This window comes from Vibrio sp. J502 (assembly GCF_025397955.1).
In the GTDB taxonomy this organism is placed as follows: Bacteria; Pseudomonadota; Gammaproteobacteria; order Enterobacterales; family Vibrionaceae; genus Vibrio; species Vibrio anguillarum.
This window is the reverse complement of the sequence record NZ_CP104554.1, coordinates 173,986-199,277: the sequence shown is the minus strand read 5'-3', so window position 1 is coordinate 199,277 and position 25,292 is coordinate 173,986. Positions and strand designations below refer to the sequence as shown.

General features: G+C 45.4%; 19 protein-coding genes. 5 read left to right on the top strand and 14 right to left on the bottom strand.

The window, feature by feature from the left end:
• Nucleotides 1–150: 150 nt before the first annotated feature.
• Genes yqiA through nudF form a run of 4 tightly spaced genes read right to left on the bottom strand, consistent with a single transcriptional unit; the run spans nucleotide 151 to nucleotide 2,657 of the window.
• A complete protein-coding gene (gene yqiA, locus N5E84_RS01075; protein ID WP_017042667.1) occupies nucleotides 151–747 on the bottom strand; it encodes an esterase YqiA in 597 nt (198 codons plus the stop codon).
• Nucleotides 737–1,558: a 3',5'-cyclic-AMP phosphodiesterase gene (gene cpdA / locus N5E84_RS01070; RefSeq protein ID WP_013856058.1), complete on the bottom strand. Its 822-nt coding sequence runs from the start codon at nucleotides 1,556–1,558 to the stop codon at nucleotides 737–739. Before cpdA ends, yqiA begins: the two co-directional genes overlap by 11 nt.
• 47 nt (nucleotides 1,559–1,605) lie before the next feature.
• Nucleotides 1,606–2,040 carry a DUF1249 family protein gene (locus tag N5E84_RS01065; protein WP_019283350.1) on the bottom strand — a complete coding sequence of 145 codons (435 nt, stop codon included), beginning with the start codon at nucleotides 2,038–2,040 and terminating at the stop codon, nucleotides 1,606–1,608.
• Nucleotides 2,028–2,657 (bottom strand): ADP-ribose diphosphatase, encoded by a 630-nt coding sequence (nudF, locus tag N5E84_RS01060; RefSeq protein WP_019283349.1) that lies wholly within the window; start codon nucleotides 2,655–2,657, stop codon nucleotides 2,028–2,030. Before nudF ends, N5E84_RS01065 begins: the two co-directional genes overlap by 13 nt.
• A 234-nt stretch (nucleotides 2,658–2,891) precedes the next feature.
• On the opposite strand from nudF, the gene tolC reads away from it, so the two are divergent.
• Nucleotides 2,892–4,199, top strand: a complete 1,308-nt coding sequence (gene tolC / locus N5E84_RS01055; protein WP_017046499.1) for an outer membrane channel protein TolC — start codon at nucleotides 2,892–2,894, stop codon at nucleotides 4,197–4,199.
• 85 nt (nucleotides 4,200–4,284) lie between these two features.
• On the opposite strand, the gene hldE is transcribed toward tolC, so the two are convergent.
• From hldE to N5E84_RS01035, 4 genes are all read right to left on the bottom strand, one after another.
• Entirely contained in the window at nucleotides 4,285–5,715 is a 1,431-nt protein-coding gene (gene hldE / locus N5E84_RS01050; RefSeq protein WP_017042672.1) for a bifunctional D-glycero-beta-D-manno-heptose-7-phosphate kinase/D-glycero-beta-D-manno-heptose 1-phosphate adenylyltransferase HldE, read from the bottom strand.
• A gap of 63 nt (nucleotides 5,716–5,778) precedes the next feature.
• A complete protein-coding gene (gene glnE, locus N5E84_RS01045) occupies nucleotides 5,779–8,625 on the bottom strand; it encodes a bifunctional [glutamate--ammonia ligase]-adenylyl-L-tyrosine phosphorylase/[glutamate--ammonia-ligase] adenylyltransferase (RefSeq protein WP_029388460.1) in 2,847 nt (948 codons plus the stop codon).
• 126 nt (nucleotides 8,626–8,751) lie between these two features.
• The gene (locus tag N5E84_RS01040; RefSeq protein WP_013856051.1) at nucleotides 8,752–10,008 is read right to left on the bottom strand and encodes a methyl-accepting chemotaxis protein; all 1,257 of its coding nucleotides are present in this window, start codon (nucleotides 10,006–10,008) and stop codon (nucleotides 8,752–8,754) included.
• A 394-nt stretch (nucleotides 10,009–10,402) separates the two neighbouring features.
• Nucleotides 10,403–11,926 (bottom strand): inorganic triphosphatase, encoded by a 1,524-nt coding sequence (locus tag N5E84_RS01035; RefSeq protein WP_029388459.1) that lies wholly within the window; start codon nucleotides 11,924–11,926, stop codon nucleotides 10,403–10,405.
• Between the two features lie 204 nt (nucleotides 11,927–12,130).
• Between N5E84_RS01035 and N5E84_RS01030 the strand changes: the two genes are divergently transcribed.
• The 3 genes from N5E84_RS01030 to N5E84_RS01020 all read left to right on the top strand — a co-directional run bounded on the left by N5E84_RS01030 (nucleotide 12,131) and on the right by N5E84_RS01020 (nucleotide 14,982).
• On the top strand, nucleotides 12,131–12,811 hold the full coding sequence (locus N5E84_RS01030) for a TIGR00153 family protein (RefSeq protein WP_013856047.1): 681 nt from the start codon (nucleotides 12,131–12,133) through the stop codon (nucleotides 12,809–12,811).
• Between the two features lie 144 nt (nucleotides 12,812–12,955).
• On the top strand, nucleotides 12,956–14,215 hold the full coding sequence (locus N5E84_RS01025) for an inorganic phosphate transporter (protein ID WP_026027278.1): 1,260 nt from the start codon (nucleotides 12,956–12,958) through the stop codon (nucleotides 14,213–14,215).
• Between the two features lie 158 nt (nucleotides 14,216–14,373).
• Nucleotides 14,374–14,982 carry a TIGR04211 family SH3 domain-containing protein gene (locus N5E84_RS01020; protein WP_026029138.1) on the top strand — a complete coding sequence of 203 codons (609 nt, stop codon included), beginning with the start codon at nucleotides 14,374–14,376 and terminating at the stop codon, nucleotides 14,980–14,982.
• 62 nt (nucleotides 14,983–15,044) lie between these two features.
• Here N5E84_RS01020 and N5E84_RS01015 read toward each other — a convergent pair whose 3' ends face one another.
• A complete protein-coding gene (locus N5E84_RS01015) occupies nucleotides 15,045–15,812 on the bottom strand; it encodes a general secretion pathway protein GspB (RefSeq protein WP_019283345.1) in 768 nt (255 codons plus the stop codon).
• The gene (locus N5E84_RS01010) at nucleotides 15,812–17,422 is read right to left on the bottom strand and encodes an ExeA family protein (RefSeq protein ID WP_019283344.1); all 1,611 of its coding nucleotides are present in this window, start codon (nucleotides 17,420–17,422) and stop codon (nucleotides 15,812–15,814) included. Before N5E84_RS01010 ends, N5E84_RS01015 begins: the two co-directional genes overlap by 1 nt.
• A gap of 88 nt (nucleotides 17,423–17,510) precedes the next feature.
• Between N5E84_RS01010 and N5E84_RS01005 the strand changes: the two genes are divergently transcribed.
• On the top strand, nucleotides 17,511–18,722 hold the full coding sequence (locus N5E84_RS01005; RefSeq protein WP_019283343.1) for a multifunctional CCA addition/repair protein: 1,212 nt from the start codon (nucleotides 17,511–17,513) through the stop codon (nucleotides 18,720–18,722).
• A 116-nt stretch (nucleotides 18,723–18,838) separates the two neighbouring features.
• Here the strand turns inward: N5E84_RS01005 and eno are convergent, their stop codons facing one another.
• The 4 genes from eno to relA all read right to left on the bottom strand — a co-directional run bounded on the left by eno (nucleotide 18,839) and on the right by relA (nucleotide 25,238).
• Nucleotides 18,839–20,140, bottom strand: a complete 1,302-nt coding sequence (eno, locus tag N5E84_RS01000) for a phosphopyruvate hydratase (protein WP_013856041.1) — start codon at nucleotides 20,138–20,140, stop codon at nucleotides 18,839–18,841.
• Nucleotides 20,141–20,219: 79 nt separating this feature from the next.
• Entirely contained in the window at nucleotides 20,220–21,860 is a 1,641-nt protein-coding gene (locus N5E84_RS00995) for a CTP synthase (RefSeq protein ID WP_019283342.1), read from the bottom strand.
• A 223-nt stretch (nucleotides 21,861–22,083) separates the two neighbouring features.
• On the bottom strand, nucleotides 22,084–22,881 hold the full coding sequence (gene mazG, locus N5E84_RS00990) for a nucleoside triphosphate pyrophosphohydrolase (protein WP_019283341.1): 798 nt from the start codon (nucleotides 22,879–22,881) through the stop codon (nucleotides 22,084–22,086).
• A 134-nt stretch (nucleotides 22,882–23,015) separates the two neighbouring features.
• A complete protein-coding gene (relA, locus tag N5E84_RS00985) occupies nucleotides 23,016–25,238 on the bottom strand; it encodes a GTP diphosphokinase (protein WP_019283340.1) in 2,223 nt (740 codons plus the stop codon).
• Nucleotides 25,239–25,292: the final 54 nt, after the last annotated feature.

Below are 25,292 nucleotides of genomic sequence, written 5' to 3'. Positions count from 1 at the left end.
CTTGTGATTAATTAACGACAACAACGCTGATTTTTTCAGCATTACAAACTGCAAAAGTATAGATAGGACATAGTCTGGAAGAGCCTTGCTTATGTCAAGCGAGATAAGTAAGTTACAGGTAAAATTATGACTCTCCCCTCAATGAATCGGTCAGAGATCTAGGAATTCGATGATTTGTCGCGGATATCGCTCAAAGTTAACAAAACTATGATCGCCGCCAAATTCAACCGTCTGTTTTGCTCCCGTCAATTTAGCGACGGCTTGACGGTAATCTAAGACTTCATCGCCCATTTGTTGCAACAACCAAAATGACGTGACGTCATTAATTTTAACCTCTAATGCTTTGAGCTCTTCAATATGTTTCGCCTCTAGCCGATAGTGCTCTTGCGTGTAGGGGTTGACTTGTTCGCCTAAAAAATTGACCAATAATTCATACGGTTTGATTGCTGGGTTTATCACCACGGCACGAAAACCAAACAAATGGTTTAACCAAATAGACAAATACCCGCCTAATGAACTCCCCACCAGCGCAATACGATATTGATCTTGATGTTGATGAATAAGATCAAGTAGATATTCCGCAGCTTGCGCGGGAAAACTGGGTAACTTAGGCACCATCACTTTGATATCAGGACGCTGCATTTGGCAATACTTCACCATCACTTGTGCTTTGTGCGACAGCGGCGAGCTATTAAAGCCGTGAATATAAAGCAGCATAGGTTGACGAGTAGGCATCTCAGTATCCATTAGCGTTAAAATCCGGTTGGAATGCGCCGTTAGCTAAACGTTTGACTTGAGTTTCTATTTGACCATCAGCAGATAGCGTCAATTCACGCCATCCTGGGGAAGTGCGATCCAAAGCAAAATCATCTGAATTGGGCTTAAATTGTACACAGGTCGAGGGAGTGGCCATCACTCTGACACCGTGATGGAGTTTATCCATATTTTGATGAACATGACCACACAGGACGGCTTTCACATTGCGATGTTGCGTGACGATATTCCAAAAAGCATCGCTGTCTTTAAGGCTATGTTGATCGAGCCAGGCGCTCCCCACCAATAGAGGATGATGATGCAGCACAATCAAGGTGTGTCGCTGATGGTGCGTCGATAATTTTTCGTCAAGTAAAGCCAATTGTTGATCGCTCAGCCGTCCGTGCGGTACGCCCACCACTTGAGAATCGAGCATCACCATCTGCCAGTGTTCACCGAGTAATACATGCTCCGACTGTTGAATCTGCTCTGACGGGAATACGGCGCCCATATTGGGTTTAAAGTCGTGATTACCGGGAAGCCAAAAACAAGTTTTTTCTAATGAAGAAATACCACGAGAGAAACGAAGATAAGACTCAGCACTATGATCTTGCGAGATGTCGCCCGTAGCCAGAATTGCATCAAATTCAACATGTTGTGCGCAAATCTCTGCCACAACAGCATGAAAGCTATCTACCGTATTAACACTCAACAGGCTGCCATCATCCGGCGCAAACAGATGCGTATCGGTAATTTGTAGCAGCTTGATGCTGTCTGAATTGTCTAGAGTTGGCGACACGTTCAAAATTTATTAATCCAAATTGAATGACTAATTTTCATCTATGACGAAGACTAAATTGGAGCTCGACTAATCCCGTGCTTTAAACAGAAAGTAAGCCAATCGCCTAAAAAGCGATTGATTTGCGCTTTCTCATCTTTTTGCATCATTTGTTCATTCGGGTAATCATAGCGAGCTTTGATCTGATTTATCCGCGCACTTGCACACACTTCGGAAACACGTGCATCGTGGTAAAGCCTGACAGACATCGACGGTAATGGAAATACTGAAACGTCATCACTCTGACAAATCTCCACTAAAGTTGTGTACTTTGTGACCTCTAGCACTTGTAATTGATAGGTAATTTGAGCAGCCTGATAACAGCGTAAGTCACCCACGCTCGGCTGACTTGGTAACAAAGCGTTCAATTTCGCGTAGTTAGTTTCGTACACACGCATTAGTTCCGATAAATCAACGTGATACGGTTTTTTCAATGCTAATTCTGCCATTGCAATTGTAACTGTTGATAGTTTAGCTCTAACCATTGTAAAGCGATAATTGAGGCACCATTCTCAATTTGGCCGTTTTTCACTAAGCGGTAAGCCTCTTCACGGCTCATGACATGAACTTTGATGTCTTCACCTTCATAGTCAAGCCCATGTACGCCTTTAGCTTGCGTTGCATCGATTTCACCAACAAAGACGTCGAGTAATTCAGAGCATCCACCAGATGATGGATAATAAGAGCTAATTTTTTCGATTCGGTTCACTTCAATTCCCGCCTCTTCCATCGCCTCTCGACGAATAACCTGCTCGGACGTTTCATTAGGGTCGATGACTCCAGCAATAATCTCCAGTTGCCAAGGATGGGCGTGCTCTAGTGCTCCAACTCGAATTTGCTCTATAATCACGACTTCATCACGCGCAGGATCATAAGGAAGCATAGCCGCAGCATGACCTCTTTCAAACATTTCTCTTTCAATCTCCTCACTCCATCCACCTTCAAACAACTTGTGTTTAAAGCGGTATTTCACCATGCGGAAAAAACCTTGGAACAGTGTTTCTTTTGAAATGACGTCCACATCTTGGGGCGTAAAAATGTTGTACTGTTTGTCAGACTGCTGCATTTGAAACCTCGCTCAGTGAATCTCATAGTTTAATCATGGAATTCATCCATCACCAAGGATATTGCTCAACTTTTTATATAAATTTTATATTTATTTTTAAACGAGTATCGAATTTTATTGCACAGATGGACAGTTATGTGTAAAAAAGTGCAAAGTTTCGAGTGAATTACCACCAATTTAAGTTAAACTCCTTAAAAGTAACCTTCTTACATATTAAGGCAGGGAATAGGACCAATGAAAAAACTGCTTCCACTATTCATCAGCGCAGCATTAGGCAGCCTGAGTTCTTCAGTATGGGCGGATACTCTTACTGAAATCTATAATCAAGCCAAAGAAAATGATCCTCAGTTACTGAGCTCTGCAGCTCAACGTGATGCTGCATTTGAAGCGGTCACATCTAGCCGTGGCGATCTGTTACCACAAATCAACCTGACCGCTGGTTACAATATTAACCGCAGCGATATTGATGCACGCGAAAGTGATAAGCTCACCGCAGGCATCAGTTTCTCTCAGCAGCTTTATCAACGTTCAAGTTGGGTTTCTTTAGACACGGCAGAAAAGAATGCACGCAAAGCGGATTCAGCCTATGCGGCCACCCAGCAAGGTCTAATTTTACGCGTTGCACAAGCCTATTTTGAAGTGCTTCGCGCCAAAGATAACTTGGCATTTGTCCGTGCAGAAAAAGCCGCTGTTGCTCGTCAGTTAGAGCAAACGAAACAACGTTTTGAAGTCGGCCTTTCTGCGATTACTGACGTGCATGACGCACAAGCGCAATACGATGGCGTGCTTGCTGATGAAGTTTTGGCAAAAAATAGCCTCACCAATAGTTATGAAACCTTGCGTGAAATTACTGGCCAAGAACATTCTGATTTAAGTGTGTTGGATACTAATCGTTTTTCAGCCAGCAAAACAACACAGCCGATTGATGCTCTGCTTGAAGAAGCCCAACAGAAAAATCTCTCTTTGCTGACCGCTCGTATTGCTCAAGATGTCGCGAAAGATAATATTTCATTAGCAAGTTCAGGGCACTTACCCTCACTGACTCTTGATGGCGGCTACAAGTACGGCGATGAAAGTAATAATAACAGCGGCTCTAAAGGCGATTATAACGATTTTAATGTCGGTATTAACCTTGCGGTGCCATTGTACACTGGCGGAAAAACCACTTCGCAAACCAAACAAGCTGAATTTGCGTACGTTGCTGCAAGCCAAGATTTAGAAAAAACGTATCGCAGCGTTGTGAAAGATGTACGCGCATTTAACAACAACATCAATGCCTCTATTGGCGCTTTACGTGCTTATGAACAGTCAGTTATTTCAGCGAAATCAGCACTGGAAGCGACCGAAGCAGGGTTTGATGTCGGTACACGGACTATTGTTGATGTGCTTGATTCAACGCGCCGTCTCTACGATGCGAATAAAAATCTCTCTAACGCACGTTATGACTATGTGCTGAGCGTACTGCAATTGCGTCAAGCAGTAGGCACCTTGAGCGAGCAAGATATTTTAGATATCAACGCTGGCTTAAAAGCAGACAGCTAAAAAAGTAAAAGCCGCTGAATTTTCAGCGGCTTTTTTGTAGCGATTGGCTCATTTGATACAATCAGCCAAAGGATGTGGCGTGATGTTAGCCTCTGCCGCCTTTAATCGCTTCAATAATTTCTGTGGTTGAGCAACCATCTTCAAAGTTCAACACTTTGACTTCTCCACCCGCCGCAATCACTTCTTCACCACCGGCGATATCTTCAGGTTTATAGTCACCACCTTTCACCAATAAGTTAGGTAGTACAGCTGCAATCAAACGCTGTGGCGTATCTTCAGAAAAAGGAACCACCCAATCGACAGCGCCCAATGCAGCCAGTACCGCCATGCGGCGATCCGTTGTATTGACTGGGCGACCTGGGCCTTTCAAACGCTTAACCGACTCATCCGTGTTAACGGCAACAATCAGGCGATCGCCCAATTTGGCTGCGTGGTTAAGATAAGAAACATGTCCTGCATGCAAAATATCAAAGCAACCATTGGTCATTACCACCTTTTCGCCCTGAGCTTGAGCCACTTTTACCGCATCAATTAAGGCTTGTTCACTGATGACACCATAATCAGTATCTTTGCTACCGTGAACCGCTTCCGCTAGTTCAATGGTTGAAACGGTTGAGGTGCCCAATTTCCCAACCACAACACCCGCCGCCGCATTGGCTAATGCGCACGCTTCATCAAGTGGTTTACCTGCTGCAACTGATGCCGCCAACACTGAAATCACCGTATCTCCAGCGCCCGTTACGTCATACACTTCTTTGGCTAATGTTGGTAAATGGAATGGCTTCTGATTGCGTTGTAACAGTGTCATGCCATGTTCGCTGCGAGTCACCAACAGCGCGCCAAGATCAAACTGTTCAATCAAGGCAAAGCCTTTTTCTACTAGCTCTTGCTCTGTTTTTACTTTGCCTACGACCTGTTCAAATTCAGACATATTAGGTGTGAGCAATGTTGCACCGCGATAACGTTCGAAATCGGCTCCTTTAGGATCGATAAAAACGGGGACGTTGGCTGCACGTGCTTTTTGGATCAATTGCTGCACATGCTCTAATGCACCTTTAGCGTAATCGGACAAGATCACCGCTTTCACTTTCGGTAACGCCAGCTCCATGCGAGATAAAATCAGTTCTGGATCGGTGTTCTCAAACTTATCTTCGAAATCCAAACGGATCAGTTGCTGGCCTCGGCTTAGCACGCGTAATTTTGTAATGGTTGGATAATTTGGCAGAGCAACAAAATCACAACTCACTTTCAACGCTGTTAACGTTTCAGTCAGAACGTTAGCAGGCTCATCCACGCCAGTTAAACCAACAATGTGCGCATGACCGCCCAGCGAAGCAATGTTCATTGCAACGTTTGCCGCGCCGCCTGGACGTTCTTCGCTATTCTCTACTTTTACTACAGGAACGGGGGCTTCTGGTGAGATGCGACCAGTTGGGCCATACCAGTAGCGATCAAGCATCACATCGCCAATAATCAATACACCTGCATCATTGTAGTCAGGTAGGATTGGTTTCATTGTGGATCTCCAATTTTTGTTATTGCGCTGAGTGTAACACAGCTCATTGAGTCTCTAAAACACTCAACCTAGCCACTGCTGCCAAGCGTTTGTGACTCGTTTTCGCAGGTCAACAAACTTACTTTCGTCAACATCCGCATCCAAGTTAAGCAAGTTTCGATGATGGATCTGATTGCGCATTGAGGTATAGGCATCGGTGAGAGCCAGCGCTTGTTCTTCCTCCATAACACCTTGGTTCAGCAGTGACTCAAAAATGCGTACGTTGTCTGACCAAAACGTCAATTTTGGCTTTTCATGGCTAAAACGCAGCACTAGATATTGAGCTAAAAACTCAATATCAGTGATGCCACCAGCATCTTGTTTAAGCATAAAGCGGCCACTTTTCTTTCCCCCCAAATGATCGCGCATTTTTATCCGCATCGCGACGACATCCTGCTTGAGCTTGGTTTCATCTCTTGCCAATGACAAAATCTCATGGCGGGTGCGATGGAAAGCCTGTTGCAGTGGCTCATCACCATAAATCATTCGGGCACGAACTAAGGCTTGGTGTTCCCACGTCCACGCTTCATTGCGCTGGTATTCATCAAACGCTTCAGCGGGGCTAACTAACAAACCGGACGCTCCAGACGGGCGCAAACGAGTATCAACTTCATACAAAATACCAGAGGCGGTACGAGTGGCAAAAATGTGGATCACGCGCTGGGCTAAGCGCAAATAAAACTGACGGCCATCAATCTCTTTTGCGCCATCGGTGTAACAATCCACTGGGCAGTCATGGAGAAACACGATATCAAGATCGGAATTGTAGCCCAACTCCCAGCCCCCCACTTTGCCATAGCCAACGACTGCAAACCCTTTACCATTCCTCTCTTTTAAATGAGTGGGTTGGCCGTATTTTGCACTGACTTGCTGCCAAGCTTGGTTGATCACAGCTTCAACGATGGCTTCAGCAAGGTAGGTTAAGTGATCGCTCACTTTCATCACAGGCAACGCACCGGCAATATCAGCAGCAGCAATACGCAAAATGCAGATCTGCTTAAATTGGCGTAATCCTTCCATTTGCTGCTCCATATCCTCTTCAGGAATACGAGCAAGAAAATCACGCAGTTCAGTTTTATAAGCGGACAACTCCATTGGATTATAGAGATGCTGCGGGTCGATAAGTTCATCGAGTAAAATGGGGTAACGACTAAGCTGTTCCGAAATCATCGGGCTTGCGGTACATAAACGCACCAGTTGCGTCAATGCCGCAGGGTGTTCATCTAGCAGCTCAAGGTAAGTGGTTCGAGTCACAATTTTGTACATCAAATGCAGCACACGAGGTAAGCCAAACTGCGCATCTGGGTGAATGAAAATCGCTTGGAACAGTTTTGGCATCAACCGGTTTAATACATCTCGTCCGCGTGGGCCCAGCGTTTTTTTCGCCAAATCCTCTTTAAATTGGATCAATACATGCGCCATGCCGACAGGATCATCACAGGTAAGCTCTTGTTGAAAAATCGTTTCAAGCACATCAGGCTTGTGCGCCATATCCCACAGCTCGTGAAAATGTTTAGCAACGCACTGGTCATCATCTTCTTCATCATCGCCAATCAGAGTTGCAAATACTTGATGTACTTTGATCATGTGTTGATGCGTTTCGTGAAGCAGCGTTACCCAGTCAGTGCATTGCATAGCAACAGCTAAGCGAAGTTGATCCAGTTCATTGTCTGGCAAGGTTTGCGTCTGCTTGTCGGCCATCGCTTGCAATAGGTTCTCAAGGCGACGTAAAAACAGATAAGCTTGTCGTAAATCGGCCACTTCTTGCGGTTTGAGCAGGGCAAGTTCTTCTATTGCAACCAGTGTTTCTAATAGTCCACGCTGACGTAAACTGGGTTCTCGTCCACCACGAATTAACTGAAATACTTGTGCGATGAATTCAATTTCGCGGATCCCGCCCGCGCCTAATTTGATGTTGTTATGCAGCCCTCGACGTCTCACTTCGCTGCTGATCATCGATTTCATACGGCGCAGAGATTGAATGGCGCTAAAATCGATGTAGCGGCGGAACACAAATGGCCGCAGCATTTGACGCAGCTCTTGGTACTGCGGATACATTTCCCGCCCCATTACTCGAGCTTTGATCATCGCATAACGCTCCCAATCACGCCCTTGCTCTTGGTAATAATCTTCGAGCGCCGCATAGCTCATCACCAGTGGGCCACTTTCACCAAAAGGACGCAAACGCATATCAACTCGGTAGCAAAAACCGTCAAAGGTATGTTGATCCAACGCTTTAATGATTCGCTGGCCTAAGCGGGTAAAAAATTGCGCATTCGCGATGCTGCGGCGAGCGCCTTGTGTTTCACCGTTTTCAGGATAAGTAAAAATGAGGTCGATATCCGATGAGAAGTTCAACTCACCGCCACCTAACTTGCCCATGCCGATGATCAGCATAGGTTGTGCTTCACCTTGGTCGTTAGTTGGCGTTCCCCACTCGAAGCAGCAAACAGCGTACTGCCACTGGTAAGTCTCAAAAATGAGTGCTTCCGCCAGTGCTGAAAGATGTGCAAGGCTCTCTTCTAATGTCCAACTGGCGGTGAAATCTCGCCAAGCGATGCACACCATTTCACGGTTACGAAACTGACGCAAAATACGATGCCCTGACATTTCATCTTTGCACTCTTCTAGCTGTATAGCGAGATCGTCTCGGTAATGCTCTAGCCTTGACTCTCCCGCCAACATTTCCGGTAATTGCATACACAACCGTTCATCTCGCAATAATGCTTCATTGATAAACTGGCTCATCCCGACCACATACAACAGCTGTTTTTTCAATGGCTCGGACCACTGTGCAATGCTCGGTTGTTGCTCTAGCAAATGTTGATAGGTTGTGTGCGCAAAAGCGTGAAGTGATGAAGGCAGTAACATGAGACATCCTTGTGAATTGAGACCAATGCAGTCGCTAGAAGGCTATTTATAGCAAACTTATATCAATAAAAAACGCCCAACAACAAGAATTGTGGGCGTTGATTGAAGGATCGAATTTCTACAGAGTTAGACTTTGAACATCGTGATTTTCCGATCTAACTCTTCGGCGTTGCTTTGCATGATCTCTGATGTTTCAAGCAACTCACCAACCACTGTTACTGAGGCTTCAACAAGCTCCCTCACATTGGTTAGATTTTGGTCCATTTCCTGAGCCACGCTAGTTTGCTGCCCAGCGGCCGTTGCGATTTGGATATTCATGTCATTGATCCGTTGCACTTGATTCACAATACCATCTAATTCAGTGCCCGCATTCGTAACCAGCTCAACTCCTTCAGCCGCTTCAACTACACTTTTTTCCATTAAATCAACGGCTGAATTGGCACTATTTTGTAATTGAGAAATCATCTCTTGGATCTCAATCGTCGCTTTTTGGGTGCGCTGCGCTAAGTTACGCACTTCATCGGCCACCACCGCAAAACCACGCCCAGCTTCACCAGCCCGAGCCGCTTCAATGGCAGCATTGAGCGCGAGTAGGTTGGTTTGCTCGGAAATACTTTGGATGGTTCCAACAACACTGCCAATCGCAACCACTCGTTCTTCAACTTGGTTGACGGCTTGCGCTGATGCCGCGATATCCTTCGATAGCTCACTCATCTTAGTGATGGTGCCTTTGACAAAACGCTGACCAGTTTCTGCTTGACCTGACGCTTGCTCGGTTAGTGCTGATGCATTTTGTGCATGCTCTGCGACCGTTTGCACCGTCGATGTCATTTCACTCATGGCGGTGGCCAATTGGTCAATTTCGTTAAACTCTTCTTGAGCCGAATCTTTGGTTTCTGACATGCTGATGGTCATGACTTCAGTAAGTGACGAAAGCTCTTGTGAGGCATCCACTTGCATCTTAATGACGTCTTGCAACTGGCGGCGGGTTTTCTCAAGCTCTCGCGCAACGTCGCCGTACTCATCTTTACATTCCATATTAATCGGTGTGGAAAGATCACGACTTGCCATCAACTTAATTGAATCACTTAAATATTGTGTTTGGCGTAGCATGACTTTGGCTGCGGCGAGTAAAAGCACAACAAAAACGATGATCATGAATGCCGTTTGCCATACTACTTGAGTCAAATAAGCATCATAGTGTTGCTGAGCGATTTCGGTATTCTGAGTTGCTGCAAGCAGTGATTCGTAAAAAGTACGAGCATCCCAAAGCTGCTTTGCGATGATCAATACTGTACTAAACACCATCAGCATAACCATTTTAGGAACGAGACGAATATCGGTAATCAAACGTTCCCATGGCTTAAATGCCATTGTTGCCATTGTCAGTTCTCCACTATGTCTTATATGTTGAAATTTCGGTAAGTAAGCAAACTCAAAAACTAAAAAAGCTATTTATTTTGAGCTTCGTATGAAAAAAGATGATATCAAAGATGATATCAAAGATGAGACAAATCCAATGTGTTTATTGTTGCTGATCCACTCACTCATGGCATTATTTGTGATCTCAGGCTTGTTGTTCATCCCTGTCAATCATGATACCTGTTAGGTTTCTATCGACCCTGATTTTTTGAACTGTAGTCGTTTCGTTGTGCAACCTGTTGAAGATTTGATCTCATCCACAAATCAATTGCAATTAATGAAACTACATGAGCAGAGATATAAAAAAAGAGACACCGCAGTATCTCTTTTTCATTTTGGCTGTGAGCCATGTTGATTAGCGACTTTTACGCCAATAAGGCTCGGCTTCAATACCAATTTGTCGCGTCTGCTCCATTGCATGAACAATGGAGTTTTGTTGGCGAATCAGCCATCGCTTGAGTTGTTCTTGTTCGTCTTCTTGCAACTTGTCGATCAAATTCTCTAGCGGCTTGAGCATTAATAAATCATCTATTCCTTGCAGTAAATCAGCCCAAGGGAGACGGAAGTTTTTGCGTTCTTCAATATCATAAAGGCTCGCAAAACCAATGCCAGTGTAGAGATTACGCATTAAACGATACTGCTGATCAACATACTCTTGAGGGCTTAGCTCAACTTTAGGAGGAAAAGCTTCCATTAACTCGGCCCATGTGCGATCCAACTGCTTCACCGAAAACGAACCGACGTTACGCGCCATTTTTTCTCTGGCTTTATCGTCCAAGAAGGGTTGCCATCCACGGCTCAAAATCCAACGACTGAGATCAAGCAGTAACCCTGTATACCGCGCCGAACTGAGCAGCTTTAAGTTTTCTTCCCGATTAGGTAGTGCCTCTTGCTGCTCTTTTAACTCGGCGATGATAAATTTACGAGCGTCCAGTTTACGCAGTGCGTGGCCTTTATCTTCAAGCAGATTGGTTAGGTAGTCATGAGTTTTTAACCACGATAACTCTTGCTCCAACCATTTCAATTCCTGACGTAAAATAGCGCTAGCGCGACGTGGCACAATGCCGCCATAAATGCTCAGGATCTGACGTAAAAAACTGGTGGCGTGGCTTATCTCATGTAACGCTGGAATTGAATCGCGCTCGGTGTAGATCTGTTCATGGTGATGCCAATGGGATAATGCATGCTCTAGCGAGTGAATAAAACACTCTTCCACGCTGTCAGTACTGACTGTATTGACCAAGGTTAAGGCGTGAACTTCATCACCTTGATAACCAGACGCAAGACGATAGCCTCGCGCCGCTTTACTCAAGTTACCCAGACGCATACCACCGTGCTCACAAAACTGGCGAGCTAACGTAAACAAGGCATCCGTTTGCCCCGATTTCAACTCCAGCTCCACTTCGCAGATAGGTTCTTGTTTTTCACCTGCAACAACAAAACCTTGATCGAAAGCCACTTCAACTTGGCTGCCATCGGCCATGCCAATCAGCCACTGCTCGCGTGTGAAGTTGGTCGAAAATAGAGGCATCAGTTCAGATTGTAAGGTCGTAATATCTTTACCTTGTGGCCAGATATCTTCCGGATGAAGCGTCAAGTTCGGTTCATTGCTGTTGTGCTCAGCATTGTATTCTGGTCTTTGGTGCAACCCTGCAACGACTCGACCCGCCGTTTTAACAGTTTGAACATACACATCATCAAAGCGACGAATACGAAGCCCTGTGTCGTGTTGACGCAACCAGTTGTCAGGTGTATCGAAGTAAGTGTTCCCTAACGCTCGACAACTGTGCTGAAGTACTTTGATTTCAGAGATCTTGTAACGCAAAATTTCCGAAAATTCTGGTGAAACAAAAAACTTCAGTTCTATCTCGGTTTCCATAACTAACCCTTTCAAAGCAGATAGCGAAAGAATATGGCCTAATGCACAGTGGGGCAAGTAACAAATATCACCGGAATGATGATCTAAAACAGTTTTAATGAGAGATTTAATGGGTTAACATGCGCGCCTTTATAGCCATCGCTCAACATTTCGCCATGAATGGTGTATGTTATTTTAAGGTTATATTTTTTAGGTTGAACGACCATGCCAGTAAATACAATTATGGGGTTATTTGCAAAGTCCCCTATAAAGCCTTTGCAGCGCCACGTTGTGTGTGTGAATGAATGTTGCTCTCACTTAGTCAATTTCTTTGAAGTTTGTTCAAAGGGTGACTGGGAGAAAGCAGGTGAAATTCGAGCCCAAATTTCTCATTTAGAGAAAGAAGCGGACGTACTCAAGCGTGAAATTCGTCTTAAACTACCACGCGGTTTATTTATGCCTGTCGATCGTACTGACATGCTAGAGCTGTTAACTCAGCAAGATAAACTGGCCAACCTTGCAAAAGATATTGCAGGCCGTGTCTACGGTCGTCAATTGATCATCCCAGAGCCTCTTCAAGAAAACTTCATTGCCTACGTAAAACGCTGCCTTGATGCAGCAAATCAAGCGCAAAAAGTGATCAATGAGCTCGATGAGTTATTGGAAACAGGATTTAAAGGTCGTGAAGTCACACTGGTGGCGGAAATGATCAATCAACTGGATGTGATTGAAGATGACACCGATGCGATGCAGGTTCGACTCCGCCAACAATTAATGGCTATTGAGTCGAAAATGAATCCGATCGATGTAATGTTCTTGTACAAAATTCTAGAATGGGTGGGCGGCATTGCCGATCAAGCTCAGCGCGTTGGCGCTCGTCTTGAACTAATGCTTTCTCGCTCTTAAATCAGTAAGTTAACCAAATAACGAAGAGCAAAACTTGATCCATCAGCTTAGGCGTTGATTATTTTCTCCGCTGATGGTTTTGACTCGCTTCGAGAAAATGAGTCCAGTTATGCTCCGCTTGTTATCAAAAGACTAGGTATTACGATGGATATCCTTGCGAACTACGGCACTGTCCTGATTCTTGTTGCAGCCGCTTTTGGCTTCATGATGGCGATTGGTATTGGTGCAAATGATGTTGCTAATGCAATGGGAACTTCAGTAGGCTCAAAAGCGCTAACCGTAAAACAAGCTATTATCATTGCGATGATTTTTGAATTCGCTGGTGCATATTTAGCGGGTGGTGAAGTAACCGAAACCATTCGTAACAGCGTCATCGAACCCGCACTTTTCGCTCACCAACCCGACGTTCTTGTTTATGGCATGATGTCTGCACTTCTCGCCGCCGGAACATGGTTATTGTTGGCTTCATACATGGGTTGGCCTGTATCAACGACTCACTCTATCATCGGCGCCATTATCGGATTTGCCTGCATATCTGTCGGCCCAGAAGCGGTTGATTGGGCCTCAGTAAAAGGCATCGTAGGCAGTTGGATTGTCACCCCAGTCATTTCTGGTTTGTTCGCCTACTTAATCTTCGTCAGTGCTCAACGATTGATTTTCGATACTGAAAATCCACTGATGAATGCCAAACGCTTTGTTCCTATTTATATGTTCATCACCACTATGGTGATCGCACTGGTTACCATCAAAAAAGGCCTTAAACATATAGGCTTACACCTGAGCACCGGTGAAGCATGGTTATGTTCTGCGGCGTTATCAGGCCTTGTTATGGTCGGTGGTTACTACTACATCAAGAGAAAATTTGCCAACCGCGAAGAAGACCATGGGTTTTCCGGTGTTGAGAGCATCTTTAGCGTATTGATGGTGATCACTGCGTGTGCAATGGCTTTTGCGCATGGTTCAAATGATGTAGCTAACGCGATTGGTCCTCTGTCTGCGGTGGTTTCAACTGTTGAAAGCTTGGGTGCTGTCAGTGCTAAAAGCTCAATCGCTTGGTGGATTTTGCCACTGGGTGGTTTTGGTATTGTGGTTGGCCTAGCTACCCTTGGTCACAAAGTGATGGCGACGGTCGGTACGGGTATCACTGAACTGACGCCAAGCCGTGGCTTTGCCGCTCAGTTGGCAACAGCGTCAACGGTCGTATTGGCATCAGGTACTGGCCTTCCAATCTCAACCACACAAACACTTGTTGGTGCGGTATTAGGGGTTGGTTTTGCTCGTGGAATTGCGGCATTGAATCTAGGTGTGGTGCGTAATATCGTTGCTTCATGGATTGTCACCTTGCCAGCAGGCGCTTTACTTGCGGTCATTTTCTTCTATGCCCTGCAAGCAATATTTGGCTAATACAATAAGTCAATAGATTGTAAGTGCAATGTCATTAATTGACTCAAACGCACAGAAAGGGAGGCTTAGCCTCCCTTCTTTGTTGCACCAATCAACGAAACTTCTTAATATTTGTCGAAAGCATTTTAATACCTCATTTGATAGCTAAAGGACTTATCGTGAAAAAACTGATCTGCATGGTTTTACTGACCATGTTGGCTGCGCCAACGTTTGCGCAAGACCGCTATATTGCGGACAAACTCTTTACTTATATTCATTCAGGTCCAAGTAACCAATTTCGCATTCTCGGTAGCATCGATGCAGGAGACAAAGTAAAGCTGCTTGATGTTAATAACGATACTGGTTATAGCCAGATTGCCGATGAGAAAGGCCGCACGGGTTGGGTTGAAAGCCGTTTTGTCACTCGCCAAGAAAGCATGGCGATGCGTTTGCCTAAATTGGAGAGTGAGCTGGCCGAAGTGAAAAGTAAATTGGCCAATGCAAAGCAAAATGCAGACAGTGAAAAAGCCGGATTGGCCAATTCATTAGAGGCTCGCAATCAACAAATTTCAGAGTTAGAACAAAACTACAGTGATATCAGTAAGCAGCTCACTGATTCACAAACTGAAATTCGCGAACTGCGCGCTAAGCTGGATACTCAGAAAGAGGATCTACTGCTTAAATACTTTACTTATGGGGGCGGCGTAGCGGGTATTGGTCTGTTACTTGGACTAATTTTGCCACACATTATCCCACGCCGTAAGAAACACCCTTCTGGTTGGGCATAATCTCCCTAACAGACTGGATCTATCACTTGAAAAACGGTCACCAGAGAAAGGTGACCGTTTTTTTATCCTTTCCAATCATAAAGAGCTGGGATTTCAATCAATTCACCATCGAAACGTATCAAGGTCGATTGCGGATTGATCTCGACTAATTGCACGCCATTCACCACATCATCACCTACCTTTCGCTCTACGCCATTAATTTTTACCCATCGTTTATCTGTGCGGCTTGAATAAACGTGAGTCTGGAAATTCAGCGCTGGGATACGTCCTGAAAAGGTATCAAGATGTTCTGTGAGCAGAAGATGACCTTTTGATGTGTCTCCTACCAGTACGACTTGATCTTTGCCTTGAATCGCCAACTCAACTCGTTGTGCCAATTCCGGGGATAATTGACTTAAGTCGAGATCATTAAGGCCAAACTCCTGATCTGCGTTTTTATCTCGCGGCTCACGAGTCGTCAACTGGGTACCATGTAAAGGAGTAAATGGCGGCGTAGAGCTTGTCTCTGCAAGAGTTTTCACTCGTGGTGTATTGGTTTGTAACTCACCAAAGTCAGGGTATTCCAGAACTTGGTAAGCCCCCTCTTGTTGCACAACTTGTGTCGCATTGCGCTTCAATTGTTCTAGCTCATTGATTCGCGCTTGATATGAATGATAAACAAGATAACCGCAACAAAGCAGCGATGGAGCAAACAACGCGGTAAGTGATGATTTCGAGCACCATGAAGATGGCAAGGATTGATTAAATACTGCCACATGAGAAGAGTGAGGTAAGCTTTTGCTCTGGTGGCTAAGCTCTGATTGCTCTAATGCTTTAAGCACTTGCGACATTATCCTTGCTCCTTAGTAATGAGAAGGCGAGGTGCGTTGTGTTGAGTCAATAGCTCAAGCCGACTTATAGTGCGAGCCCCAGCAATACCATCGCTGTCCATTTTTTGCCAGCGTTGGAAAAAAGCTACTTTGCGCTTTACCTCACCATCAAATTGTTGATGCCCTGTAGCTTGCTCTCCAAGTAACTGAGACAATTTTTGGTCAAGCAGTTCAACATCATCTCCTTGCATGCCCTGTTTCAACGTTCGGAGTAAATCGTGCTGCCAAATGTAGTGATATTCTCCTGTCCATACGTCATTGAGCTGACTTTGGTTAATTTGCACATGCTTTCCTGACATTAACAATTGCACCTGCTCAGCATTGATCTGGTACAGCACCGCATAAGCTTGTGTTTGCTCCGCAGCTAAAGTGAGCACCACTGGCAAATTTAACTGCTTTAATTGGTTGAAATCACCCTGCATACGCTGACATTGAAAGCGTCCTTGTGCTTGAGCATCACAAAAACTATCGGCCAAAGATGCGCTGTAACCCCACACTTTATAAAGATCGCTAATGGCCGCTTCCAATGCCTTCGAGCGTTCTAGATCTTGTTCCAATTGAGCACTGATCACCACTTGAGTGATCGGTTTAGGTAATTCAGGGGAAGGCAACGCAAAGCGCATCATGCGATCAATCCATGGCGGGCTAAACCACGCAATGAACACAGCTAACATTAAGCCCGCAATGAGAGGAGAGCGATACGATATTGAAGACGGTACGAGGCGAGCATGAGGCGACTGATAGACCGAAGACTGAAAATTCATGACCTCTTGACCCGCGGTACGCACTAATTCAAATGAGAGCGCTTTCACGCCCTGCTGATAGGCTAACTTGAAACTCGCATCGCACACTAAGTTAATTAAACGCGGAATACCGTGGGTCTGTTCTGCTATCCATTTGATACTTTTCTGATCAAACCAATCCTTGTGACCGCCCTTGTGACCGCCGGCTAACGCTAAACGAAAGTGGATGTACTGCTCTGTCTCTTGAACATTGAGAGGCAGCAAGTGATAACGACCGGTAATACGTTGCGCAAGTTGGCGTAATTGAGGTAATTGCAATTTTTGTTGTAACTCAGGCTGACCAATCAGTAAAACCTTAAGCAACTTACGGCTCTCCGTTTCAAGGTTAGTCAGTAGTCGCAACTGTTCCAGTACATCGGCGGCCAGATGCTGCGCTTCATCTATCACTAATAGCGTCTGTTTCCCTTGCGCGTGGTTATGCAGTAAATGATGATAAATTACTTGGCTAAGCGCTTTTAAACTCCCTGAAGGTGGGTAAGACAGCGCAAACTCATCACAAATCGCTTCAAGCAACTCGATGTTCGAAAAAGTTGGATTTAAAATAAACCCCGCCTGAGTACTATCATCGAGTGCCGCAAGCATCGCTCTTGCGATGGTTGTTTTGCCAGTCCCCACTTCGCCAGTTAATAGCGCAAAACCACCACCATCACCCAGCCCTGCTTGTAAATGTTGCATCGCTTCACGATGACGATGGCTCAAAAATAGGTAACGAGAGCTCGGTACAATTGAAAATGGCGGCTCGGTAAATCCAAAAAATTCCTTATACATTCTCTCGTCTCTATCATTTCACTGTGATGAAAAGTACCATTACTAACATCAATCGCCAATGGCGTTTCAGCATATTTAAGGTAATCCGGTGCAAGTATACTTAGTTGGGGGCGCGGTACGCGATCAGTTGCTCCATATTGATATCTATGACAAAGATTGGGTTGTAGTAGGCAGCAGCCCAGAGCAAATGCTGGCCACTGGTTTTACTCCTGTAGGAAAAGATTTTCCCGTATTTCTTCACCCGAAAACGAAACAAGAGTATGCCCTTGCTCGCACTGAGCGCAAAACTGGCGCTGGCTACACAGGCTTTGCCTGCTACTACGCACCCGATGTGACTTTGGAAGAGGATCTCGCCCGCCGCGATCTGACCATTAACGCCATCGCACAAGATAACGCTGGTAAGCTTATTGACCCTTATGGCGGCCAGCGCGATCTGCACAATCGCCTACTGCGCCATGTTTCTGATGCCTTTATCGAAGATCCTCTGCGCGTCCTTCGCGTGGCACGCTTTGCAGCCAAATTTGCGCATTTAGGTTTTACCATTGCCGATGAAACCATGGCACTGATGAAACAGATAACGCAATCAGGTGAGCTGCAACACTTAACCGCCGAGCGCGTATGGCAAGAGTGGCAGAAATCACTCGCCACTCAGCATCCAGAAATTTTCATTTCTGCTTTACGTCAATGCGGTGCGCTCAAAGTAGTATTACCCGAACTGGATCGCCTGTTTGGTGTTCCTCAACCGGAAAAATGGCATCCTGAAATTGATACCGGAGTACACACCTTGATGGTTGCAGCGCAAGCGGCGAAGCTCTCTTCATCGATAGCGGTTCGTTTTGCAGCGCAAGTGCATGACTTAGGAAAAGGAGTCACACCTAAAAGCGAATGGCCCAGCCATAAAATGCACTGTCACACAGGAATTAACATCATTAAAGCCTTGTGCGAGCGGGTACGTATTCCAAATGAGTGTAAAGAGTTGGCACTGCTCGTCTGCGAGCAGCACTCCAATATTCATCGAGCGGCAGAATTAAAACCCAGCACCAAACTCAAAATACTCGATAAACTTGATGCATGGCGCAAGCCTGAGCGCTTGCTGGACGTTTTACTTTGTTGTCAGGCCGATCATGCGGGTCGATTAGGTTGCGAAGAGACCCCTTATCCGCAACGCGATATTTTTCTCAAAGCTTATCAAGCGGCACTGAGTATCGATGTACAACAGGTGATCCGTGATGGTTTTCAAGGGAAAGCGATCAAAGAAGAACTGGATAAACGACGGATCGCAGCGATTAGCGCGGTGTAAATCTTTCTCTTCTCAACTCGCAATTCAAAATGCGAGTTGAGATAGCAGAAAAAACAAAACGCCCTGCAATGCAGGGCGTTCTTTAAAGTAATGATGCTAAGCTGTACCCCGTGGGATTAAGCTTGGCCTTTCACTTCTTTAAGACCGTTGAAAGGAGCACGACCAGCTAGCGCTTCTTCAATACGGATTAGTTGGTTGTACTTAGCAACACGGTCAGAACGGCTCATAGAACCCGTTTTGATTTGACCTGCAGCTGTACCTACCGCTAGATCAGCGATAGTTGCATCTTCAGTTTCGCCAGAACGGTGAGAGATTACCGCTGTGTAACCAGCATCTTTAGCCATCTTAATTGCAGCTAGAGTCTCAGTTAGAGAACCGATTTGGTTGAACTTGATAAGGATTGAGTTAACGATACCTTTCTCAATACCTTCTTTAAGGATCTTAGTGTTAGTAACGAATAGATCGTCACCCACTAGCTGAATTTTGTCGCCTAGAAGTTCAGTTTGGTGTTTGAAACCAGTCCAATCAGACTCGTCCAAACCGTCTTCGATAGAAACGATTGGGAATTGCTCAACAAGGCCCGCTAGGTAGTGGTTGAACTCTTCTGAAGTGAACGTTTTGCCTTCACCTTTCATGTTGTAGATGCCAGCGTCTTTGTCGAAGAACTCAGATGCTGCACAGTCCATCGCTAGAGTGATGTCTTTGCCTAGCACGTAGCCAGCCGCTGCAACCGCTTCTGCAATAACTTCTAGCGCTTCAGCGTTAGATTTTAGGTTAGGAGCGAAACCACCTTCGTCACCAACAGCAGTGTTGTAGCCTTTAGACTTCAGAACTTTAGCTAGGTTATGGAATACTTCTGCACCCATACGTACTGCTTCTTTAAGAGTTTTTGCGCCAACAGGTTGGATCATGAACTCTTGGATGTCTACGTTGTTATCTGCGTGCTCGCCACCGTTGATGATGTTCATCATTGGTAGAGGCATAGAGAATTGGCCAGCAGTACCGTTTAGCTCAGCAATGTGCTCGTATAGAGGCATGCCTTTCGCAGCCGCAGCCGCTTTTGCGTTCGCTAGAGAAACCGCTAGGATTGCGTTCGCACCGAAGTTAGATTTGTTTTCAGTACCATCAAGGTCGATCATCACTTGGTCGATAGCTGCTTGATCTTTAGCATCTTTACCAACTAGAGCATCAGCAATTGGGCCGTTTACAGCTGCAATCGCTTTAAGAACACCTTTACCTAGGAAACGTGATTTGTCACCGTCACGTAGCTCAAGAGCTTCGCGAGAACCAGTAGATGCACCAGATGGCGCAGCTGCCATACCTACGAAACCGCCTTCTAGGTGAACTTCAGCTTCTACTGTTGGGTTACCACGTGAGTCGATGATTTCGCGACCTAGAACTTTAACGATCTTAGACATTAATGTTTCCTCTCGTTGAATTTAAATGTCAAAACTATAAAGGGCAGCAGCACAACAATTGCAACTGCCCGTATCCTTGTTACTTCTCTGATTCACCGCGTTGGAACTCACCTGCCGCTTTAATAAAGCCTGCAAATAGTGGGTGACCATCACGAGGGGTTGACGTGAATTCTGGGTGGAACTGAGCTGCTACAAACCATGGGTGAGCAGGGTTCTCAATCACTTCAACTAGCTTCTTATCAGCAGACAGACCTGATACTTTCAAGCCGGTTTTTTCGATCTGCGGACGAAGTTTATTATTAACTTCATAACGGTGACGATGACGTTCATGAATGGTTGCACTACCGTAAAGCTCATACGCTTTAGTGCCTTTTTCTAAGTGGCATAGCTGCGAACCAAGGCGCATAGTACCACCAAGATCAGACTTTTCAGTACGCTCTTCTACGTTACCTTCGTCATCTACCCATTCAGTGATCAAGCCTACCACAGGGTATTGAGTCTCTTTGTTAAATTCTGTTGAATGCGCACCTTTCATACCCGCAACATTACGTGCGTATTCGATCAGCGCCACTTGCATACCTAGACAAATCCCTAGGTAAGGAACTTTGTTTTCGCGGGCATATTGCGCAGCAAGAATTTTGCCTTCGATACCGCGGTCACCAAAACCGCCAGGTACGAGGATTGCGTCCAAACCAGTCAGCACTTCCGCACCTTTGGTTTCAACGTCTTGAGAATCGATGTATTTGATTTTCACGCTCAAACGGTTTTTCAAACCTGCGTGTTTCAGTGCTTCGTTAACCGATTTGTAAGCATCAGGCAATTCAATGTATTTACCGACCATCCCGATCACCACTTCAGCGGTTGGGTTAGCCTCTTCGTAAATCACTTGTTCCCATTCAGAAAGATCCGCTTCCGGTGCTTTAATACCAAAACGGTTACAAACGATATCATCCAAACCTTGAGCTTTGATCAGTTGAGGGATCTTGTAGATAGAATCAACATCTTTCATCGAGATAACGGCTTTTTCAGGCACGTTACAGAACAAAGCAATTTTCTTACGTTCGTTCGCTGGGATAACGCGATCGCTACGACAAACCAAAATATCAGGCTGAATGCCGATAGAAAGCAGCTCTTTAACTGAATGTTGAGTCGGTTTGGTTTTCACTTCACCAGCAGCGGCAAGGTAAGGAACTAAAGTCAGGTGCATAAACATCGCGTGTTCACGGCCCACTTCAATCGCAAGCTGACGAATCGCTTCCATAAATGGCAATGACTCGATATCACCAACGGTTCCGCCTACTTCAACGATAGCGACATCGTGACCTTCAGAGCCTGCGATAACGCGATCTTTAATCGCATTGGTGATGTGTGGAATAACCTGAATCGTTGCACCTAGGTAGTCACCACGGCGCTCTTTACGCAATACATCGGCATAAACACGACCAGCAGTAAAGTTATTGCGCTTGGTCATTTTGGTACGAATAAAACGTTCGTAGTGACCAAGGTCAAGGTCAGTTTCAGCGCCATCTTCCGTGACAAACACTTCACCATGTTGAGTTGGGCTCATTGTGCCTGGGTCAACGTTGATGTAAGGGTCAAGCTTCATCATAGTCACTTTAAGACCACGAGCTTCTAAAATCGCCGCAAGAGATGCTGCCGCAATACCTTTACCTAGAGAGGATACAACCCCGCCAGTAACAAAAATGTAATTTGTCGTCATGTTTAACCTGAAATTGGTTGAATGAGGGAAATGGATTTCTTCTGGACGGGATAAAAATATACCAGAAGCCCTTATTCGCTACAACGTGAAATCTATCACACTGTCATTTTTTATTTTTTGCTTCAAATCAAAGAGCACCGCTTGATATGGCTTATCACACCACTCAAATGAGTCAAATTTGTCTCAATGGGTGGGTTTTATTGTGGATTGCCAACACAGGGTATTACTTCGGCTCCAAGCGCTTCACTTCATTCCACATCGCATCCAATTCTTCGAGAGAAAAATCGGTCAAGGTTTTGTGCTGACGTGCCACCAGCATTTCAATGCCTTTAAATCGACGTGAAAACTTTCGATTTGCTTTATTTAACGCCACTTCTGGATCAATTTTTAAGTGCCGAGCAAAGTTAACGGTGGCAAATAATAGATCGCCCATTTCATCCTCTACTCGAACCGGATCAGGGTTGATTTGCAACGCCTCTTCCATGACTTCTTCGATCTCTTCTTGAACTTTATCAACCACTGGGCCGATAGAATCCCAATCAAAGCCATATTGGGCACACTTTTTTTGAATCTTTGTAGCACGTAAAAGAGACGGAAAAGCGTGTGGTATTGAGTCTAGAATACTTTGATCTTTTTTTCCTGCTTGTACCTTTTCTTTGGCTTTTTCAGCTTCCCAATTGGCGTTGATTTGCGCTTCATCCTCAAACTTGGCACCCGAAAAAACATGAGGATGGCGGCGCGTAAGTTTTTCATTCACCGTTTCAACAACTTGCGAGAAATCAAACAACCCTTGCTCTTTCGCCATTTGACTATAAAAAATAACTTGAAACAGCAAGTCACCTAATTCTTCTTTGAGATTAGGCCAATCTTGGTTGTGGATCGCTTCCACCACTTCATAGGTCTCTTCGATTGTGTAAGGAACAACCGTGTCAAAAGTTTGCTTGATATCCCAAGGACAACCTGTTTTTGGGTCACGCAACTGTGCCATGATCTGTTCCAGTTGTTCGATTGGGTGGCTCATTTATCCGCTCCTTACATCAATATTTAAAATAAAAAAGCGAGCAGTCATTGCCACTCGCCTTTAAAAACCCAAGGCGCTTGCGTCGCGATTTAATTGCGATTCACGCCAATAAGAGTGTTACTGTGATATGAAATTTAGCCTAGGCGTTTCACCAACATGACATCTTTGATCTGCTCTACTCTCATTGATACTCGTGACAGCGCTTCGATGTTGCTCACTTCAAGATCAAAATCCATGATGATCAACTGTCTTTTGTAGTCGCTACGACTTTTCATGCTGATGACTTTCACTTTCTCATTCGCAAGCAAGGTGGTGATGTCTTTGAGTAACCCACCTCGCTCCATCGCTTCAACGCGCAAAGTCAAAATATAGGTTCCAACAAACCCGCGCCCCCAAACGGTATCAATGATGCGTTCAGGTGCGTGATGGCTCAGCTCTTCTAGCTGTTCACAGTCACTGCGATGGACTGAAATACCACGCCCTTGAGTAATGTAACCTTTGATCTCATCACCCGGGATAGGTTGGCAACAGCGCGCTAGGTGTGTCATGAGGTTATCTACCCCTTCCACTACAACGGCATCTTTGTGCGCTCGATGTGGCTGATCTGGACGAGTTTGTGCATCTTGCAATTTTTGCAGTGCTTGTTGATCTTCTTGCTCAGCGGTCGGCTTATTCACCAAGGCATTGATGTGATTGACGATTTGGTTGATCCGCAGATCACCACTGCCAATGCCAACGTACAGCTCGTCAGGCGTATTGACGTTAAAACGTTTGAGCGCGTATTTATCGGCATCTTTTAACGTAGCACCGATTTTGGCTAATTCTGATTCGAGGATCTCTCGTCCGGCTTCAAGGTTTTTCTCACGGCCTTGTTTACGGAACCAAGCGTTAATCTTGGCGCGCGCACGGCCTGAATGAACAAACCCCGTTGCTGGATTTAGCCAATCACGCGAAGGATTCGGCTCTTTTTGAGTGATGATTTCGACTTGATCACCCATAGATAATTTATGAGTAAATGGAACAATACGACCCGCGACTTTGGCACCGATACAGCGATGCCCCACTTCAGAGTGAATATGGTAGGCAAAATCAAGCGGCGTGGCTCCCATGGGTAAATCAACCACATCACCACGAGGTGTAAAGGCGTAAACGCGATCATCAAACACCTGACTACGCAGCTCGTCGATCATCTCACCCGAATCAGACATCTCTTCTTGCCAATCAAGAAGCTTACGCAACCAAGTAATTTTCTCATCGTAACCGCTGCGGGCAACCGTTGCGCCCTCTTTATATTTCCAGTGCGCAGCAACCCCAAGTTCAGATTCTTCATGCATCTGCTTAGTACGAATTTGAATTTCGATGGTTTTGCCTTCTGGCCCTAAAATCACCGTATGAATGGATTGATAGCCATTCGGTTTCGGATTCGCAACATAATCATCAAATTCGCTAGGCAAGTGCTTGTATTTGGTATGAACGACGCCCAAGGCGGCGTAACAGTCTTGCAGTTGATCAGCAATAATGCGAACCGCACGCACATCAAACAGTTCATCGAAAGCCAACCCTTTCTTCTGCATTTTGCGCCAGATGCTATAGATGTGTTTCGGACGGCCACTCACTTCGGCATTGATATGAGAAAGCTTCATCTCGGCGCGCAGATCTTCGACAAAATCGTGAATATATTGTTCGCGCACGATGCGGCGCTCGGAAAGCTGCTTAGCAATTTGTTTATAGGTATCGGACTGCTGGTAGCGAAATGCGTAATCTTCAATTTCCCATTTGAGCTGACCAATGCCCAAGCGGTTTGCTAAAGGGGCATAGATATTGGCGCACTCTTTAGCCGCTACACGGCGAATTTCGTCAGGTTCATCTTTTACTTCACGTAAATTACAAATGCGCTCCGCTAATTTGATCACCACGCAACGAAAATCATCCACCATCGCAAGCAGCATGCGGCGAACGTTATCCACCTGCTCTGAAGCTTCACTGCCTTGCAAGGTAACGTTTAACTGACCAAGTGCCGCCATCTCTTCGACACCATCAATCAGCTTCACTATGCCTTTACCATAGGTCTCTTCTAATACTTCACGGTCAAAAAGCCCACTACTGACGATAGGAAAGAGCTGAGCCGCGACTAAAGTGGCGCGATCCATCGATAAGGTAATCAGGATTTCGATCATTTCACGGCCGCGCCACAGCAGTAGCGGTCCTTTGGCCTGACCTTCTAATAACGTTTCACACTGACGGTATACGTCCGTCAGTTTAGAAGCTGTGCTTTTATCTTGATGTAAACTCGCAATCCATTTATCTAGCTCAAACTGTTCGTCTGGATTCAAGTGTGCGCTTCGTACCGCAACCATCTGATTCGTCCTAGTTTTATAGTTTGTGGTATTCGACTAACTTCGACTGAGTTA

Bases quoted from the DNA above. Each gene is read 5' to 3' on its own strand.
- relA (WP_019283340.1), bottom strand. From the start codon at position 25,238: ATGGTTGCGGTACGAAGCGCACACTTGAATCCAGACGAACAGTTTGAG.
- hldE (WP_017042672.1), bottom strand. From the start codon at position 5,715: ATGAAACCAATCCTACCTGACTACAATGATGCAGGTGTATTGATTATT.
- glnE (WP_029388460.1), bottom strand. From the start codon at position 8,625: ATGTTACTGCCTTCATCACTTCACGCTTTTGCGCACACAACCTATCAA.
- eno (WP_013856041.1), bottom strand. From the start codon at position 20,140: ATGTCTAAGATCGTTAAAGTTCTAGGTCGCGAAATCATCGACTCACGT.
- N5E84_RS01015 (WP_019283345.1), bottom strand. From the start codon at position 15,812: ATGTCGCAAGTGCTTAAAGCATTAGAGCAATCAGAGCTTAGCCACCAG.
- yqiA (WP_017042667.1), bottom strand. From the start codon at position 747: ATGGATACTGAGATGCCTACTCGTCAACCTATGCTGCTTTATATTCAC.
- N5E84_RS01025 (WP_026027278.1), top strand. From the start codon at position 12,956: ATGGATATCCTTGCGAACTACGGCACTGTCCTGATTCTTGTTGCAGCC.
- N5E84_RS01010 (WP_019283344.1), bottom strand. From the start codon at position 17,422: ATGTATAAGGAATTTTTTGGATTTACCGAGCCGCCATTTTCAATTGTA.
- mazG (WP_019283341.1), bottom strand. From the start codon at position 22,881: ATGAGCCACCCAATCGAACAACTGGAACAGATCATGGCACAGTTGCGT.
- N5E84_RS00995 (WP_019283342.1), bottom strand. From the start codon at position 21,860: ATGACGACAAATTACATTTTTGTTACTGGCGGGGTTGTATCCTCTCTA.
- N5E84_RS01030 (WP_013856047.1), top strand. From the start codon at position 12,131: ATGCCAGTAAATACAATTATGGGGTTATTTGCAAAGTCCCCTATAAAG.
- tolC (WP_017046499.1), top strand. From the start codon at position 2,892: ATGAAAAAACTGCTTCCACTATTCATCAGCGCAGCATTAGGCAGCCTG.
- N5E84_RS01065 (WP_019283350.1), bottom strand. From the start codon at position 2,040: ATGGCAGAATTAGCATTGAAAAAACCGTATCACGTTGATTTATCGGAA.
- nudF (WP_019283349.1), bottom strand. From the start codon at position 2,657: ATGCAGCAGTCTGACAAACAGTACAACATTTTTACGCCCCAAGATGTG.
- N5E84_RS01035 (WP_029388459.1), bottom strand. From the start codon at position 11,926: ATGGAAACCGAGATAGAACTGAAGTTTTTTGTTTCACCAGAATTTTCG.
- N5E84_RS01040 (WP_013856051.1), bottom strand. From the start codon at position 10,008: ATGGCAACAATGGCATTTAAGCCATGGGAACGTTTGATTACCGATATT.